Annotated in this window: 11 protein-coding genes and 1 pseudogene; 5 read left to right on the top strand and 7 right to left on the bottom strand. The window is 34.6% G+C overall.

What is annotated here, in order from left to right; translation table 11 throughout:
- Positions 1–434: 434 nt before the first annotated feature.
- Complete coding sequence (locus A9G38_RS11395; RefSeq protein WP_034914336.1) at positions 435–1331, top strand: DMT family transporter; 897 nt, start codon at positions 435–437, stop codon at positions 1329–1331.
- Positions 1332–1443: 112 nt separating this feature from the next.
- Here the strand turns inward: A9G38_RS11395 and A9G38_RS11390 are convergent, their stop codons facing one another.
- Together A9G38_RS11390 and mprF are read right to left on the bottom strand one after the other, a co-directional pair.
- Positions 1444–2724 carry a virulence factor family protein gene (locus A9G38_RS11390; protein ID WP_051634293.1) on the bottom strand — a complete coding sequence of 427 codons (1281 nt, stop codon included), beginning with the start codon at positions 2722–2724 and terminating at the stop codon, positions 1444–1446.
- 1 nt (position 2725) lies between these two features.
- A complete protein-coding gene (mprF, locus tag A9G38_RS11385) occupies positions 2726–5329 on the bottom strand; it encodes a bifunctional lysylphosphatidylglycerol flippase/synthetase MprF (protein ID WP_051634294.1) in 2604 nt (867 codons plus the stop codon).
- 463 nt (positions 5330–5792) lie between these two features.
- Here mprF and A9G38_RS11380 point away from each other — a divergent pair, with 463 nt between their 5' ends.
- The 3 genes from A9G38_RS11380 to A9G38_RS11370 are packed head-to-tail and all read left to right on the top strand — an operon-like array spanning position 5793 to position 8013.
- Positions 5793–6728, top strand: coding sequence for a hypothetical protein (locus A9G38_RS11380; protein WP_141671807.1), 936 nt, complete (start codon positions 5793–5795; stop codon positions 6726–6728).
- Between the two features lie 8 nt (positions 6729–6736).
- Positions 6737–7318, top strand: a complete 582-nt coding sequence (locus A9G38_RS11375; protein ID WP_141671806.1) for a hypothetical protein — start codon at positions 6737–6739, stop codon at positions 7316–7318.
- A gap of 17 nt (positions 7319–7335) precedes the next feature.
- Positions 7336–8013 carry an HD domain-containing protein gene (locus tag A9G38_RS11370; protein WP_034914349.1) on the top strand — a complete coding sequence of 226 codons (678 nt, stop codon included), beginning with the start codon at positions 7336–7338 and terminating at the stop codon, positions 8011–8013.
- Positions 8014–8103: 90 nt separating this feature from the next.
- Here A9G38_RS11370 and A9G38_RS11365 read toward each other — a convergent pair whose 3' ends face one another.
- The 5 genes and pseudogenes from A9G38_RS11365 to A9G38_RS11345 form a co-directional block, all read right to left on the bottom strand.
- Positions 8104–9027: an AEC family transporter gene (locus A9G38_RS11365; protein WP_034914352.1), complete on the bottom strand. Its 924-nt coding sequence runs from the start codon at positions 9025–9027 to the stop codon at positions 8104–8106.
- A 25-nt stretch (positions 9028–9052) separates the two neighbouring features.
- The gene (gene glnD, locus A9G38_RS11360; protein ID WP_034914355.1) at positions 9053–11707 is read right to left on the bottom strand and encodes a bifunctional uridylyltransferase/uridylyl-removing protein GlnD; all 2655 of its coding nucleotides are present in this window, start codon (positions 11705–11707) and stop codon (positions 9053–9055) included.
- Positions 11708–11885: 178 nt separating this feature from the next.
- A complete protein-coding gene (gene nrdB, locus A9G38_RS11355) occupies positions 11886–13016 on the bottom strand; it encodes a class Ia ribonucleoside-diphosphate reductase subunit beta (protein ID WP_034914368.1) in 1131 nt (376 codons plus the stop codon).
- 144 nt (positions 13017–13160) lie between these two features.
- Complete coding sequence (gene nrdA / locus A9G38_RS11350) at positions 13161–15449, bottom strand: class 1a ribonucleoside-diphosphate reductase subunit alpha (protein ID WP_034914358.1); 2289 nt, start codon at positions 15447–15449, stop codon at positions 13161–13163.
- 494 nt (positions 15450–15943) lie between these two features.
- Positions 15944–17093 (bottom strand): annotated as a pseudogene (locus tag A9G38_RS11345) (IS3 family transposase).
- A gap of 74 nt (positions 17094–17167) precedes the next feature.
- On the opposite strand from A9G38_RS11345, the gene A9G38_RS11335 reads away from it, so the two are divergent.
- Positions 17168–17344: transposase (locus A9G38_RS11335; RefSeq protein ID WP_141671710.1), on the top strand; the 177-nt coding region annotated here is incomplete at its 3' end.

The following is a 17344-nucleotide window of genomic DNA, read 5'->3' as shown; positions in this document are numbered from 1 at the left end:
TTAAGTTACTTTTTTTATCATTAAATATTAAGAAATATATGAAATTAAATTGAACTTTTCTCTAATTAGTTTGTCTATATTAACAGATTACGTTTTTCATTTTTTGCCTTCCATTCGAGTTTTCGGGTGGATTTTTTTTGCCTGATATTTTTTCCATTTGCATATTTTGTAAAATCCTTTCTTCTTCCATTATCTATTAAGAACTACTTGCTTTAGTTTTTTTGCTTATTTTGTTTGATATAATTTGCACTAATACGTATAGAAAGCTAGTATTGCTAGAATTTTAATTATTTAATAAATAGCGCCTTTTCTTTGGTTATCAAGTCTTATCATAAATTGTTTTAAATTTTTTTGAATACTACTATTTTAAATAAAAGATTAAGCAATGAGCTATACTTTGGTTGCGAAATAATTATGTGAGCAGAGAGATTATTATGTTATTTTCAAAAAGGACACAAGGGCACTTAATCGCATTAATGACAGTGTTTCTTTGGGGAACAACATTTATTGCAACTAAAGTTTTATTGACGGATTTTAAACCAATAGAGATCTTGTTTTTTCGATTTGGACTTGGCTATCTAGCCCTTTGGATCTTATCACCGCGCTTTTTTGCTTGGCAGGGGGTTAAGCGAGAGTTTATGTTTTTATGTGCAGGGTTGTGTGGTGTAACTTGTTACTTTCTATGTGAGAATATTGCATTAACTTATACTACAGCCTCAAATGTTGGAGTAATTACCACTTTAGCACCAATATTTACTGCAATACTATCTATTTTCTTTTTAAAAACCGAAACTCCTCCTAAACGTTTTTATGTCGGCTGTTTATTTGCAATTATTGGTGTTGGACTAATTAGCTTTAATGGTAAGTTTGTACTTTCGTTAAATCCACTTGGTGATCTGCTTACTATGTTGGCTTGTTTATTTTGGGCTTGTTATTCGATTTTAACCAAAAAAAGTAGCAATTATGGCTACAATACTATTTTGTTAACAAGGCGATTCTTTTTTTATGGTTTGATGTTAATGTTTCCTGTATTATCTTTCTTTGACTTTGATTGGAATTTATCACGTTTTACCGATCCTGTTAATATTTTTAATTTTTTATTCTTAGGTGTTGGTGCCTCGGCTATTTGTTTTGCATCTTGGAACTATGCTGTTAAATTAATTGGTGCAGTTAAAATTAGTATTTATTTATATTTAGTTCCAATTCTTACTATTATTGCGGCTGTTATTATTTTGAACGAACCTTTTACTTGGATTGCTGCTATTGGAACACTATTTACGCTTTGTGGTGTGTTATTATCAGAAGGTGTAGTTAGGGTAACAAAAAAATAATTTTTTTATTAAGTCGAACATATAAAAAGGAGCATTAGCTCCTTTCAGATTGATGACAAAGAACCCGATTTTATTTAATAAATTTGCAATATTTTGATATCACTAATCGAAATTATTGTACCCTTTTATCGATTGCATCCATGATAATTTGCCCTAAATGCTGATAGTCTTCGTCAAAATGATGGCCTCCGGGTAATTTGAATGCTTCACCTTTCATTTCTGGCTGTAAGCATCCAGTATCGTTTTTCTCTTCTTCACCATAAATACAAAATAGTTTACTCGCTGGTATGTTATTAACTTCTGGACCTGTTTTCATTTCATTACCAGATTGACCAAGCCAACCACTGATTTCAATTTCAAAATTAGCATTTTTTGAAAATGCGATCATCACAATCGCTTGAACACTATTTTGATCTGTAGTTGATAACCGATTATAAAGTGCAGGTAAAATATCTCCACCGAATGAATAACCTGTAAGCACAAAACGAGTTGTACCCCATTTTTCGCGATATTGTTGCATCAAATAGGCAAGATCTTTTGCACTACGCTCAACAGAACGGTGTTGCCAAAACAGTTTCAAAGCATCGACACCAACAACAGAATAACCATGCGCAGCCATATATTCAGCAGATACTTTGTCTAAGTCACGCCAGCCCCCATCGCCAGAATAGTAAAGAGTAATGGTTTTAGGATGAACTTCTTTACTCGTTGCGGGTAATTCAATAACAGGTAGCTGTTGATGATCACCAAATAAAATTGAAGATAAATGCAAACTTAAAAGCTCAACAGGTGAAGTTTGGTATTCGCCAATTCCTGTGGTGACAGCAATCTTTTTCTGTTCTCGTGGGAATACTGCAACATTTTCTTCGGGTGGATTATTCCAAATTACTTGCCACGTTCCGTGGTTAGCTTGTTTTGGCAATGGATCATCACAATCTTTATGATCTAATATGAATTCTATTGATAATGCTTTAGCATCATCACTTTGCTGTTCTGCTAGCCATCGATAAGCAAAAGTGGCACCTTCTCTCATACCTGCAACAGCAAAATTAGATTCTCCTAATATGTTTACAGCTTGGTTAAAGCGATTTTTTTGCTCAGCACAAGTTGCTTGCGGTTTTAATTCAAACTGAACTAGTTTAGCGCCCATTTTTTCAGATAAGTTTAATAGTTGTTGTTCTGTAAAATGATTGTTGTTAGTTGCGACAATAATAGCCGCAGCTTCGGCTGTTTGTTTAGGTTTTGCCGATATAATAGAAAAATCATTTTCGATTGTTATCGTTTTTACTGACGCACTATCTTGTTTTTTTATCAAATACCAACCAACAAATCCTAATAGTACTATGAGTATCATAACAATTAACAACAAAATGCAGTGTATTATTTTTTTCATATTATGATCTCTTATTCTTTTTTAATCCCGTTATTCCACCTGAAATTAGCATGGTGGTGTCAATGATTGCAACTAAAGGATCAAGCCCTGCGGGAGCCGCCATATAACGTGGCTCCCAGTGTGTTGCAAACTTCTCTTTGAAGCGGCGTAATCCTTGGAAGTTATAAAAACGTCCACCTCGTCTAAAAACTAGCGCACCTAGTCTTTGAATCATAGGAGCGCCTCGACGTCTTTGCATACCTGCAAGTGGAACCATCCCTAAACTGAAGAATTTAAAATCTTTTTGTTGATAATGTAAAATCAACCCAACCATTAAAAACTCCATAGTTAATTTAGGAATATCTTGGACAACACGCATTAAATCAATGCTTGCACTATAGTTTTGATTTGTTTCTAGTAGATTTACAAAAGCAATAATACGACCTTCATATTTTATTGCCGCAATAGTGAAATTATTCAAGTATTGTTCAGAAAAAGCGCCTAACGAAAATTGCTTTTCTTTAGCGTGTTTGCTTTTTAACCATGCATCTGAAACTACTTTTAATTCATCAAGTGGTGCTGTACCTGGAGAATAAAATACTAAAGATAGACCATCTCGTTGACCTCGATTCCACGTGTAGCGAAGATCTTTATAATCTTTTGAGCTTAAATCAAATTGTTTTAAATTAACTAAGGCTTCTTCACCAAGCTTAATAGTTCTAAGACCAATATCCATATAAAAAGATAAATTTGCTGCTTTAACTTGATAAAAAACCGGACGAAGATTATGTTGATCGCACAAATCTCGAAAAGTCCAAATTAAATTAGCACGATCAGTACTATTCCCAATTGGATCATAAAGGGCAACCATGCTTCTGCCTCGCTTGGCATACATTATAAAAGCAGTTTTTGATTCATTAAAAAGTAATGACTTATCGCCACTCATGGCAAGCCCACCTTCAGGTTGTTTTGAATCTAAAATGATTTGATAGGCTTTACTTAGCTCGTTTTGTTCTGGTTGAGTTAGAATTGGTGGCGCAGGGCGAAATAACCAAAACAACATAATAAAGCTTAACAAAATAAAACTGCCTAAAGCGGCACGAAGTGCACGCGGTACTCGGCTGTCTAACTCAAATTGCCACCATAAATCGTGACTATAAGGAATATCTTGATATATAAATAAAATTAGCCATACAAAAAGCGCAATAATGCAAAAGCAGATGACAAACGATTTAATTGAAAAAGGTAATATGCTTAATCGACTTTTACGATAGAAAGCATGTTTAAAATGGATTAATAATATCGCTATAATTAATAATACACTGGCTTCAATCCAATGTAATCCGCGTAAAAGCGAGCAGATACTACCTAAGAATAATAAAATAATTGAAATGCCCCATGCAAAATAGAGTCTTCGTCTTACTCCTACTGCAAGTAATATGCATAAAACGCCAATTAAACTAGCAATTAGATGAGCAATATTGACTATTTTACTGGGGATAAAGGTGCTGACTAAATGGTGATTAAACCCAGGAAGTACACTTGAAAACATCATCACCACACCGGCAAAAAATACAGCTGCCGCCATGATAGGCGCTGCAATCCCTGTTTCTGTCTCTTTAACCTGAGGTGCGGTTAAAAAATGTTTTCCCTCGTTTATTAAAAGCAAAATAGCCGCCAAAATAAGGGGAATTAAAATATAAATAATGCGATAAATGATTAATGCAACGGTTAATGAAGCTATATTAATTTCGGATGAAAATGCCGCTAACATAATGGCTTCAAATACACCAACACCACCAGGAACGTGACTCAATACTCCAGCTACTAACGCCAGAATATAGATCATAATAAAGGTGACAAAATCAGGGTGTTTTGGTAAAAGAAAATAAAGTACTGCGCCGGCTAAAATGGCATCAAATAGAGTAATGATAAATTGGTAAGATGCTAAACGAAGATTAGGAAGACGGATAGGCCATCGAAATAATTGATATAATTGGGTGTTGTTATTTGGTTTTTCTGCTAATCGGTTATTTTGCAAAAAGATAAATAGCACACCATAAAAGCAAATTACGCTACATGCAATTATCCACACACTATTTGCTGATAAATGCAAAGCTAACATCGTATTTTTGGGATGAATTAAAGCGGTAATCGCTGCTAATAATGGTAAAGTGAATCCTAATGATAAGGTAACAAAAATTGACATTCTGGCAACATCAATAGTTGTTAATCCTTGTTTAAAATAGAGACGACAACGCACCGCACCACCAGATAATGCCGACAATCCGATTGCATTACCGATAGCTGAGGCACAAATTCCGCCCAGCACAATAGTTGCGGGTTTCAATTTGACGCCCGCATAACGTGCAGCTGACCATTCGTAGCAGATCAACATTAAATAACTACCAATAGCAGATAAACACGAAAATAAAATTGTAGACATCGAAAGGTGATGAATAGCTCTTTTTAACTCATTAACATTAATTGCCTTAAGTAAGTGCCAACACACAATCAGTGCTATAAAAAAGATAGATAGACCAAATAGTAGAGCTATAAACTGGCGATAACGAGTGAAGTATTCTATTAACTGCCAAGGCAAAACTTTACGCGTTGATATTTTCACTTAATCAACTCCAATATTTGCTTTGATAATATTTTGATTCGCGCATTCTACCTTTCCATTTTAGTGAAAACAATCGTAAAAAAATAAAGAAACGATAAAAAATATTAATTACTGAAATTTTACTATTAATATTATGTGAGTATTTTGTTTACCTAAGATTAGATTACTATAGAAAGCTGTTTTCCTTTCTAATACTGTATTTAGGCGATGGAAAATGTCTTTTTACATGTGATAGATAATTATTTTATTGAAATTTTTGTGTAAAAAAATAGCCTTTACGCTATAATTGTATTGACTTAATTTTTAATTTGTGAAACTAGATTTTTTGTTGGAAATGTATTTGCAAAAATCGATCATTACCAAGTAAGCGCTATGCAATGTAATAAGTTGACAAGAAATTATGCTAGCAACGTTATGGTATAGCATTTATATGGTGTGGATATTAATGTAAAGGAACATTATCATGAAGTCAAAGGTACAACATGTTAGAATAAAAAATAAGAAGAATAAGAGTGGGTTAATTAAGCAGTTAGCATTAAGTTATTTTCGTTTTGTTATATGTCGATTATGCTTCTGTAGCAATTTACTGTTGATATTGCAAAAAAACCTCATCACTTTAAAATCAATTTTATTTTTGTGTTTTTGTATAGGAATTAGTCATCCTTTATTTGTATTTGGGGTATTACCTAAAGTTAAGTCAGCAAAAACCGCAAAAGAAATAGAGGGATCAGCACCTTATTTAACGTTTGATGGCGGCAAAACCCAATCATGGGATACAGATAGATTTTTAAATATCGAACTACCTGATGGTAAGGTACTAACCCCAAAAAACAATCCCTCAACTAAAGCCAATCCGATACCATTGCCGCATGATGGTTTAAAACTTAGCGATATTAAAACGCTTATTCCATTGGGTCAAAGTGCTATTTCAATGACCGATTTGCTGAATAATAATGATTTTTGGGCTGATAAAGATGGCGATGGTGATATTACCGCAACGGGGAATTTAACCATTATTGGTCGAGATGCCAATGGTACCGAAATGGGATTGGATGATACCTTTCAGGATTGCAATGCACCCTATAGTGTAACAATGCAAAGTGATAATAGCATTTTATCAACGGCTTATGGCAAACCAAATTCAACTCAGATAATGGCTAATCGCGCCACCTATTACCTAAATCCGCCTAAAGGCGCTTGTACTTATTCTGCCAAGCCTAACTTATATTTAAGTAATAGTCGAAAAAAAAATTGGGGTGGGTCAAATTATTCAGGTCCACCAAACCAATGGGATGATGCAAAAGGTTTTAAACGTCAAGATTTAAATAATCCGGCATCAAACTTTCCAACCATGGGGCATATGGGCTATTTTTTACCATGGATATGGTTGATAGCTTAGGCAGTGATATGACGTTTGACAAGTCACCAGCAACATCGGGCATTGATTTAACTATAACGGGCAATGGCAGTATTGCCAAGATTCGATTAGTCGGACCCAAAGAGGGGGCTAGCGCTGCCGAGGCAGCAACCGCAGTGCCGACGACCTTTATCTTATATTCCGATAAAGCCAAAACCAATAAAGTATATAGTTTTACCATCAACAAATGGTTTATCGCAAGAAAGGATTATAGTGGTAGCAATCGTAGTTATGCTCAGGCTGAACAATACTGTAATCAGTTGGGCTATCAAATACCTACAGTTAATCAATTAACTAATGCTAATTCTCAATATTGGAATCAAGGTTTAGCAGGTCAAGGTAATAACTACCAACGTCGTATTAGTGGGGGATTATTGGCAGAATGGGGAGAAACTTATGACTCTGCTAACATTAATGAGGGCTACCCTGGTAGTAATTTCGAAAGTAATCAGGTTTATTGGACTAAAAATACATATAAACCTCCATACGAAAGACCTATGAATCTTCTAGTATATTCTAATATGGGACAAGTTAGCATTTGGTCGGATGGAAATACAGTTTGTGTAAATTAAATTAGCAAAATAATATTATGAATAATAAAAATGATAAGCAACAACAGGGGATTATTCAAGCTATACAATCTTTTGTTAAACAGAAATTATCCAATGATTTTTCAGGTCATGATATGGCACACATTGAACGTGTTATAAAGTTAGCAAAAAAGATTTTACAGCATGAACCAAAAGCGAACGGTTTTATTGTGATTGTTAGCGCTTATTTACATGATGTGATTGATGAAAAAGTGGTTGCTGATGTGAGTCAAGCAATAATGGAATTGCGTGATTATTTAACGTCTCTAAAACTTACCGACACCGAAATTAAGATGATTTTTGCTATCATCGAGAATATGTCATATCGAAAAAATCTTAATCAGAAAAAAGAATTATCACTAGAAGGGCAGATCGTACAAGATGCCGATCGTTTAGATGCATTAGGTGCAATTGGTATTGCTCGCACCTTTTATTATGGCGGTAATAAGCATAATATTATGTACGATCCTAATATTTCACCACGAACTTCATTGGATGAAAATAATTATAAACATCCTAATACCGTTATTAATCATTTTTATGAAAAACTTTTTTTACTTAAAGATATGATGAATACCTCCATAGCAAAAAAGCTAGCCGAGCCAAGACATCATTTTTTAGTTCAGTTTGTTAAACAATTTGAAAAAGAATGGCAAGGAGAGGATTATTTTTACTGAAAATTTGTTTATCGATAATAGTTAGAGTATGAATAATTAATTTTTGAAAAATTTGTATAACACCTGCCTCTTTTAAGAAGGCAGGTTTTACTAAAATGGAATTGGTGTTCCAACTAATCCAAGTACAATAGGAAGAGTGATCAAGCTTAATAAAGTACTGAGCAAGGTCGCACTTGATACCAGTTCTGGATGACTATCAAATTGTACTGACATTAATGTGGTATTGGCGGCAGTTGGCATTGCAGCAAGGACAATTAAAACTTGTTTATAAACAGGCTCAATTGGCATAAAGTAAACCATACAAAATGCCACAATTGGTGAAATCACCATACGTGCAAGTAAGGCAAATGAGATTTTAGGATAATTAAGCTGAGTAAGTTTTATTTTTGCTAGTTGCATGCCCAAAATAATCATGATCACTACAATTGATGCGTCACCGATCATTCCGATTGAAGTCATAATCGATTTAGATAAAGGGATGTGGCACAATTGGAAAATAATACCTAAAAAAGCGCCATACGCTACAGGCATGCGAATAACTTTATTAATAACGTCTTTTTGATTTACAATGTCACTATGAGCGCTACCTTTAGCCGCATAGTAAATGCCTACAGTGCTCATTACAAACTGTTGTAATACCATCATTATTACGCCAAGATCAAAGCCAACTGCTCCAAAAAAGATTAATAGTACAGGAGTGCCATAGTTACCATTGTTCATAAAACAGGAACTCAAAATCATTGCACAGCGCTCTTTAACTGAATACTTCATGAGTATCGACCAAATTGAGACGATAATAACTAATGAAAAGCATAAACCAAAGACATAACCAATATAAAATAGATAATCTGTGGTTAAAGTATGAGTATAAAACGTTTTAAATGCCAAAAAGGGCGATAGCACATAAAGTGACATTTTCGATAGGTTGGCGACATCAAATTTTAAGGCTTTTTGTGCGATAAAACCTACAATAAAGATACAAAAAATAGGAAATAAGATAATAAAAAATTGCATAAGTTATATCTTTTGGTTAATTAAATTAATTCATTGAATCAAGAGCTATAATGATTGATTCTCGAAGTTTTTGACATGTTTCATCATCAAGCGCTTGATTGTTTTTATCAGTTAGAATAAACAGATCTTCAATATGTTCGCCGATAGTTGCTATTTTAGCGCTACGTAATGATAAATCTAAATTAGCAAATATTTCGCCCACACAAGCCAGCAATCCCGGTCTATCAAGTGCTATGAGCTTCATATAGGTTTGGCTGTCATTAAAGGCTGAAAGAAAGTTAACCTCAGTCGGCACTGAAAACGATCGCAATCGTTGTTTCGGTGGTTTTATGGTGACAGGTTTGTAAACAGGTTGTTGTAGTGCTTTATCAAGTGCATTTACTAGACCTTGGTTTCGATCTTCTTGTACTGTCTGTCCATTAGGCTCTAATACGATAAATGTATCGAGTGCAAATCCTTTTTTATTCGTAATGATAAGTGCATCATGAATAGTTAAATTATGCATACTTAGCGTATTACACACAGTTGCAAATAGATAAGGTCTATCTGGCGAATAAATAAAAAGCTCACTACCACCATGAGATGGATTTGGATTTATGGCTACTAATGTTTTGCCCAAGTCATGTTGCAATAAAATTTTTGCATGCCATACAATTTGTTCGGTTGTATAACGGACAAAGTAGTCAATGCGATAGTTTTGCCAAAGCTCTTTAATAATTTGTTCATCATAATTTTGTTTAACTAAAATGGTTAATGCCTCTTGCTTATTTTTACGTGCAACACTTCGCTGTTCGGGTATTTGGTGTATACCAGAGTCAAAGGAACTCGCTGCACTAAGATAGAGTTCGCGCATTAAACTTTGTTTCCAATTATTCCAAAGCGTTTCGTTTGTAGCACAAACATCAGCTACTGTTAGGCATAACAAATACTGTAAGCGACGCTTACTTTTGACCAATTGAACAAATTCTCCAATTACCGCAGGATCTTGTAAATCTCTGCTTTGGGCGGTAACAGACATCAGTAGGTGATAACGTACTAACCAGCAAATTAAATCAGTATCTTTGGTTTCGAGTTCGTGTAGTTGACAAAATTTTTCAACTAAATGAGCGCCAATTTCCGAGTGATCGCCATACCTACCTTTACCAATATCATGAAATAGACCAGCAATTACCAATAATTCGAGTTTAGGTAATTTAGCAAAGACTTTTGCACTATTAGGATGTTTTTGTTTGCCACTTTCGGTTTTAAGACTATCAAGTTCAAGCAGTAAGCGGATGGTATGTTCATCAACAGTGTAAGCATGGAACAGATCAAATTGCATCATACCAGATATATGTTTCCAACCCGGTATATAGACAGAAAGTATACCGTATTTATGCATTGGTAAAATGGCTTTATTAATTGCATCTGGGTGCTTGATAATCGACATAAAAAACGCTCTTGCTTTTGCATCTTCACAAAGTAAAGTGGTTAGTGTGCGCCGAGCGGAACGTAATTGTCTAATTGTATTAGAATACAGTCCTATAATTTGAGGATTCAACAAAATAGTGTGAAAAAGCTGCATAATCATGACGGGAGCTTTTTTGAAAATGTCATTATCTTTTACATCAATTAGGTTGTCTCGAACTTGAAAATATTCGTCAATATCATAAGGTTTGTTATGTGGATTATGTTCAAGTATAGATTCATAAAACAGTTGTAATAACATTTGATTAAGTTCAGTAATATTGTGAGCAACACGATAATAATCATGCATCATCTTCTCAACAGGAACATTACCTTCGCCTTGATAACCTAACATGTTAGCAATGCTTAACTGACGATCAAATAACAAACGATTATCATAACGAGTTATGACACAATGAAGTGCAAAACGTATTCTCCATAAAAATTTACGACAAGTTTTAAAATCTTCAATATCTTCAGGGGTTAAATAGTTGAAATCAGCTATTTTTTGTAGAAATTCTCCACCAAAGTGACGAATCGCTATCCATTGAATAATTTGCATATCTCGCAATCCACCCGGACTATTTTTCAAATCAGGCTCTAGGTTATAAGAGGTGCTGTGATATTGTTTATGACGTTCATGTTGTTCTTGTATTTTTGCCTTATAAAAAGCACGAGACGGCCAGATTTTATCGCTAAAAATTTGCTTATGTAGTTCATCTAATAGTAATTGATTGCCAGAAATAAGCCTTGATTCAATCAAATTAGTCATTATTGTGATATCATTTTTTGCTTCTTGTAGGCAGATTCTTAATGTTCTAACACTGTGCCCTATATCTAAATGCAAATCCCATAACAAGCGAACTAAATCACTGATCTGTTTTTCTATCTCTTTAGTCAACGGATAATCACTTAAAATTAAAATATCAATATCTGACAGTGGGTGTAATTCCGCTCGACCATAACCACCAACAGCAATCAAAGCGATACGATTACGTTTAAAGAAGGAAGAAACATGTTTAGGTATTTGATAAAAACGCCATAATCGCTCAAGTAAACGGTCAATAAATTGACTGCGTAAATGCACTAAGGTATCAATGTCAGCTTGTTGCTCAAACTGGACCATGGACCACTGTTGAAACTCCTCAAGCTGCTGTTTTAGATATGTAATATTTATCTGTTCATCATTGAAATTAAGTGGAGAGACTGGGTAACACAAATGGGTTTTAATCATAGCTATATTATCAAATTAAGACAATTCAATAGCTATATCGTTACCCGATTTTAAATGACTGTCAAGCTACGGTTAAAAGAAAGAAAATTATTATTAATTGATATTAACAACAAAAAAGGAACAATAATTTGTTCCCTTTGTCAAAAAGTTTCAGGTAAGTATGTGTTTGAGTATAAAATTATAAAGTAAAATCGCTTAAATCATCTTCATTAATTTCAGAATCAATTTGTCCAACTAAATATGAGCTCATTTCGGCTTCTTGTGGTGCTACTTGCACATTATCAGAAACAAGCCAGTTATTAATCCATGGAATTGGATTGGATTTAGCTTCAAAAGGTAATTTTAGTCCGACCGCTTGCATACGAATGTTCGTTATATACTCGACATATTGGCATAATATATCTTTATTTAAACCAATCATTGAGCCGCCCTCAAACAGGTATTCGGCCCATTGTTTTTCTTGATTAGCGGCTTGTAAAAATAAGTTATAACAATCTTGTTCACATTCTTTGGCAATTTCAGCCATTTCGGGATCGTCTTCACCACTGCGTAGTGTGTTGATCATAAACTGAGTGCCAGTTAAATGTAGCGCTTCGTCGCGGGCAATAAGTTTAATAATTTTGGCATTCCCTTCCATGAGCTCTCGTTCAGCAAAAGCAAATGAGCAGGCAAAACTAACATAGAAGCGAATAGCCTCAAGTGCATTAACACTCATTAAACATAAGTAAAGTTTCTTTTTAAGTTCACGTAAATTAATGCAAACAGTGCGATTATTGATATTATGCTTACCTTCACCAAATAAATTATAGTAACTTGCATAGCTAATAAGATCATCATAATAACCTGCAATGTCACCTGCACGTTTTTGAATTTCTTTATTAGTGACAATATCATCAAAAACCACAGATGGATCATTAACGATATTACGAATGATATGAGTATATGAACGAGAATGAATGGTTTCAGAAAACGACCAAGTTTCTACCCATGTTTCAAGTTCAGGTATTGAAATAAGTGGCAGTAAAGCCACATTAGGGCTACGACCTTGAATTGAGTCAAGTAACGTTTGATACTTTAAATTACTGATAAATATATGTTTTTCATGTTCTGGTAACGCAGCATAATCGATGCGATCTTGTGAGATATCAACTTCTTCAGGGCGCCAAAAAAAGGAAAGTTGTTTTTCAATTAGTTTTTCAAACATCTCATATTTTTGTTGATCATAACGCGCAACATTCACTGATTGTCCAAGGAACATTGGTTCTTTAAGCTGGTCGTTATGCACTTGCGAAAAGGTACTGTAATTCATACTCATAAAAGAACTCCTACTCATTTACTGTTGCTTTTACCGCTTCCTTTTGACAGTGTAAAAGGCAAGTTGAATGGGGAAATTACTAGTTTTCCCCGATAAAAAATTGAATTTTAGCGTGTAGCTATTTAGTTTTAATCAAGGTTAAATTTTGCAAGCGCCACCTTCACAGCCATCATCCGAATGGGTTGTTGGAACAATATCACCTTGAATATCTTCAGCGCCATCGCGTGTATTATGATAATAGAGTGTTTTTACGCCAAATTTATAAGCAGTCAATAAGTCTGATAATAGCTGTTTCATGGGTACTTTATCATTTGCGAACTTCGTTGGATCATAATTAGTATTAGCTGAAATTGATTGATCAATAAATTTCTGCATAATACCTACCAATTGTAAATACCCCGTATTATTTGGAATTTGCCAAAGTAATTCGTAGAAGTTTTTCAAATGGTTATACTCTGGAACTACTTGTTTCAAAATACCATCTTTTGATGCTTTGACACTAATAAAACCACGTGGTGGTTCAATACCATTTGTTGCATTGGAAATTTGTGACGAGGTTTCTGATGGCATTAATGCCGATAATGTCGAATTCCGAAGTCCATGAGTTTTAATGGATGCTCGTAGTGATTCCCAGTCATAGTGTAACGGCTCTTTAGTAAGAGTATCTAAATCTTTTTTATAAGTATCAATAGGTAAAATACCTTGTGAATATGAGGTTTGATTAAATAATGGGCAAGCCCCCTTTTCTTTTGCCAAATCATTCGATGCTTTTAGCAAATAGTATTGCATGGCTTCAAAGGTACGGTGAGTTAAATTGTTGGCACTGCCATCAGAATATTTAACCCCATGTTTTGCTAAATAATAGGCATAGTTAATAACACCAATACCTAATGTGCGACGATTTAATGAAGAATTACGCGCCGCAGGTACAGGATAATCTTGATAATCTAATAAAGAATCAAGTGCACGAACGGTTAGATCAGCTAATTCCTCAAAATCATCAAGTGATTCTATTTTACCTAAGTTAAATGCTGATAAAGTACAAAGCGCAATTTCGCCGTTTTCATCATTAATATTATAAAGTGGCTTAGTCGGTAACGCGATTTCCATACATAAATTAGATTGATGTATTGGTGCAAGTTGCGCATTAAATGGACTATGGGTATTGCAGTGATCAACATTTTGAATATAAATTCGACCCGTTGATGCACGTTCTTGCATTAATAATGCAAAAAGCTCAACGGCCTTAACTTCGCGTTTGCGAATATTTGGATCTTGCTCGTATTGATGATAAAGCGTTTCAAATTTATCTTGATCGGCAAAGAAGGCATCATAAAGCCCAGGAACGTCCGATGGGCTAAATAAGGTAATATTTTCGTTTTTGATTAAACGTTGATACATTAATTTATTGATTTGTACGCCATAGTCTAAATGGCGGACACGATTTTCTTCAACGCCACGGTTGTTACGTAATACTAATAAACTTTCAACTTCTAAATGCCAAAGAGGATAGAAAACAGTTGCTGCTCCTCCTCGCACACCACCTTGCGAACAAGATTTAACCGCTGTTTGGAAATATTTATAAAATGGAATGCAGCCTGTATGAAAAGCTTCACCACCACGAATTGAGCTTCCTAACGCACGAATTCGCCCTGCATTAACTCCAATTCCTGCCCGTTGTGATACATATTTAACAATAGCGCTTGCTGTGGCGTTAATAGAATCTAAACTATCATCACATTCAATTAATACGCAAGAACTGAACTGTCGAGTAGGAGTACGAACCCCCGCCATAATTGGCGTTGGTAGCGAAATTTTAAAGGTTGAAACGGCATCATAAAAGCGTTTGATATAACTAAGACGTGTATCTTTAGGATAATTAGCGAAAAGGCAAGCTGCAACTAGAATATATAAAAACTGCGCGCTTTCATAAATCTCGCCAGTGACACGATTTTGTACTAGATATTTTCCTTCAAGTTGTTTAACTGCGGCATACGAAAAAGACATATCTCGCCAGTGATCGATAATCTTATCCATTTGTTCAAATTCTTCTTGCGTATAATCTTCAAGCAAGTGTTTATCATAAAGCTCGTTATCGACCAATTTTTTAACGTGTTCATAAAGTGAAGGTGGGGTAAATTGATTAAAGGCTTTTTTACGTAAATGAAAGATTGCTAAGCGTGCGGCTAAATATTGATAGTCTGGCGCTTCTTGTGAGATCAGATCGGCTGCAGCACGAATAATTGTCTCATGAATATCCGATGTACGAATACCATCATAAAATTGAATATGTGAACGTAATTCAACCTGAGAAACAGAAACATTTTCTAATCCTTCAGCAGCCCATGTAATAACACGGTGGATTTTATCAAGGTTTATTGGTTCTTTCTTTCCATCTCGTTTGGCAACGAGTATTGATTTATTCATTCTTTCATTCCAATGTTAAAGTATATTTTTAATTATGATAATTGATGTTTATCAAAATATACAATATATAGTACCTATTAATTGAATTTGTCACTATATGTAGTATTATTAATCAATGGTTCAAATTTATTAATTAAAATAAAACGTTATTGATTTTAATAGTTAAAATTTATTTTTCATAAAAAATGATAAGAATAACTTATGCAAGTTAACGTTGTGCTATCGATATCATTTAACTGATTATCGACAAAGTAAAAATCTGCATGAGTTAAAATGTACTTGGCTGATGTAGCGGGCGGTGTACGGGTCGTAATATCGGTAGCGATTATAATGTAACCCTGATTATTCGTATCATCCTGATACTCACCTTTACAAGGCCAATGCTAAAGCGAGGTTGCCATAGGAGTTGAAATTTCTGTTAAAAACTTTCAGGTAACTATACGTTTTAGTATAAAATTGTTTTTTAGTCGGGCTGACTGATCCTAGCCAGAATATTAGACAGTGCCCGCCTCTATCATTTTTTCGTTTTGGTAATATTGTTGTTCATATTGTTCAGGTGATACCCAGCCATTGGCTGAATGACGGCGTATCCGATTATAATAGATTTCAATATATTCAAATAGTGCTTTATTAGCCTGCTTCCTCGTTTTGTAGTAACAGTCATGAATAATATGGGTTTTGAGTGTATGAAAAAAACTCTCAACAACCGCATTATCAAAGCAGTTTCCTCTTCGACTCATGCTTTGCCTTAGCCCATATTGTAATAATAATTGCTTGAAAACAGCACTGCAATATTGGCTTCCTTGGTCACTATGAATGAGTACATTTTTAGGAAAATGACGCCGAAATAAGGCTTGTTTTAATGTATTACACACTAAATGACGGTCTCTGTAGCGTCTGGTTTGCCTAGCAATCACTTTTCGTCCATATAAATCGATAATCACCGACAAATATAACTAACCTTCCCCTGTTTTAATATAAGTAATATCGGTTACACATGTCGTATTCGGCTTATCAGGGTTAAATTGTCTATCTAACGTGTTGGGCGCAATATTGCGATGAGCCATATCTGTTTTATACTTGAATTTACGTGCTGCTTTACTATGCAATCTTAAACTACGTAATCCCAATTGTTGCAAAACACGGCTAATTGTCCTTTCTGAAACTTGATAGCCCGCTTCCCTTGCATCATGAAGCAGGCTTGGTGCACCCAAACGGGCTTTATGTTGCCAATACTGCTTTTGGATATACTCGCTGAGTTTAGCTGATTTGTTTACTCTTTTTAACCAAGCATAATAACCCGATGAACTGACACCAAGTAATGAGCATATCCTAGTAACCGGATAGCTGGTTAAATGATTTTTCATATAAGTGTACTTCACCGACTTGGATTGTTGATGATATGCACATGCGCCTTTTTTAGTATATCATTGGCCATTTTCAGTTCTTTAATCTCTTTTTCTAACGCCATAATCCGCTGTTGCTCAGCTGTTAACTCTCGACGGCTAGTTTTATTCGGGGAAAGTTGCCTAATCCATTTATCTAGGGTTGATTTACCCACACCTAGATGGTTGAAAGGTGTGCATTAGATAACGCATAATCCACTGATTGTTGTTTAAATTCAATACTAAATTTTTTAACCATGGATCGGCTACACTAAATCATACAACTTTTTTAAGGGGTAAGGTAAACTTATCACAACTAAAAAAGGAACAAATATGAATAAGATTAAACGCAAAAGACGAACATTCACAGATGATTTTAAACACCAAATGGTCAGTCTTTATCAACATGGTAAATCACGTAGTGAAATCGTTGCCGAATATGATTTGACACCATCAGCTTTGGACCGTTGGATAACGCAAGCAAGCCAAAGCGGCTCATTTAAAACAAAA

Origin of the sequence: Gilliamella sp. Imp1-1, assembly GCF_001690415.1 — a bacterium.
GTDB lineage: Bacteria > Pseudomonadota > Gammaproteobacteria > Enterobacterales > Orbaceae > Gilliamella > Gilliamella bombi.
This window is presented reverse-complemented; position numbering and strand designations above follow the sequence as displayed.

What these genes read in the sequence shown, in the direction of transcription:
- A9G38_RS11370 (WP_034914349.1), top strand. Translation starts at nt 7,336, where the DNA reads ATGAATAATAAAAATGATAAGCAACAACAGGGGATTATTCAAGCTATA.
- A9G38_RS11395 (WP_034914336.1), top strand. Translation starts at nt 435, where the DNA reads ATGTTATTTTCAAAAAGGACACAAGGGCACTTAATCGCATTAATGACA.
- nrdB (WP_034914368.1), bottom strand. Translation starts at nt 13,016, where the DNA reads ATGAATTACAGTACCTTTTCGCAAGTGCATAACGACCAGCTTAAAGAA.
- nrdA (WP_034914358.1), bottom strand. Translation starts at nt 15,449, where the DNA reads ATGAATAAATCAATACTCGTTGCCAAACGAGATGGAAAGAAAGAACCA.
- glnD (WP_034914355.1), bottom strand. Translation starts at nt 11,707, where the DNA reads ATGATTAAAACCCATTTGTGTTACCCAGTCTCTCCACTTAATTTCAAT.
- A9G38_RS11380 (WP_141671807.1), top strand. Translation starts at nt 5,793, where the DNA reads ATGAAGTCAAAGGTACAACATGTTAGAATAAAAAATAAGAAGAATAAG.
- A9G38_RS11365 (WP_034914352.1), bottom strand. Translation starts at nt 9,027, where the DNA reads ATGCAATTTTTTATTATCTTATTTCCTATTTTTTGTATCTTTATTGTA.
- A9G38_RS11390 (WP_051634293.1), bottom strand. Translation starts at nt 2,724, where the DNA reads ATGAAAAAAATAATACACTGCATTTTGTTGTTAATTGTTATGATACTC.
- A9G38_RS11375 (WP_141671806.1), top strand. Translation starts at nt 6,737, where the DNA reads ATGACGTTTGACAAGTCACCAGCAACATCGGGCATTGATTTAACTATA.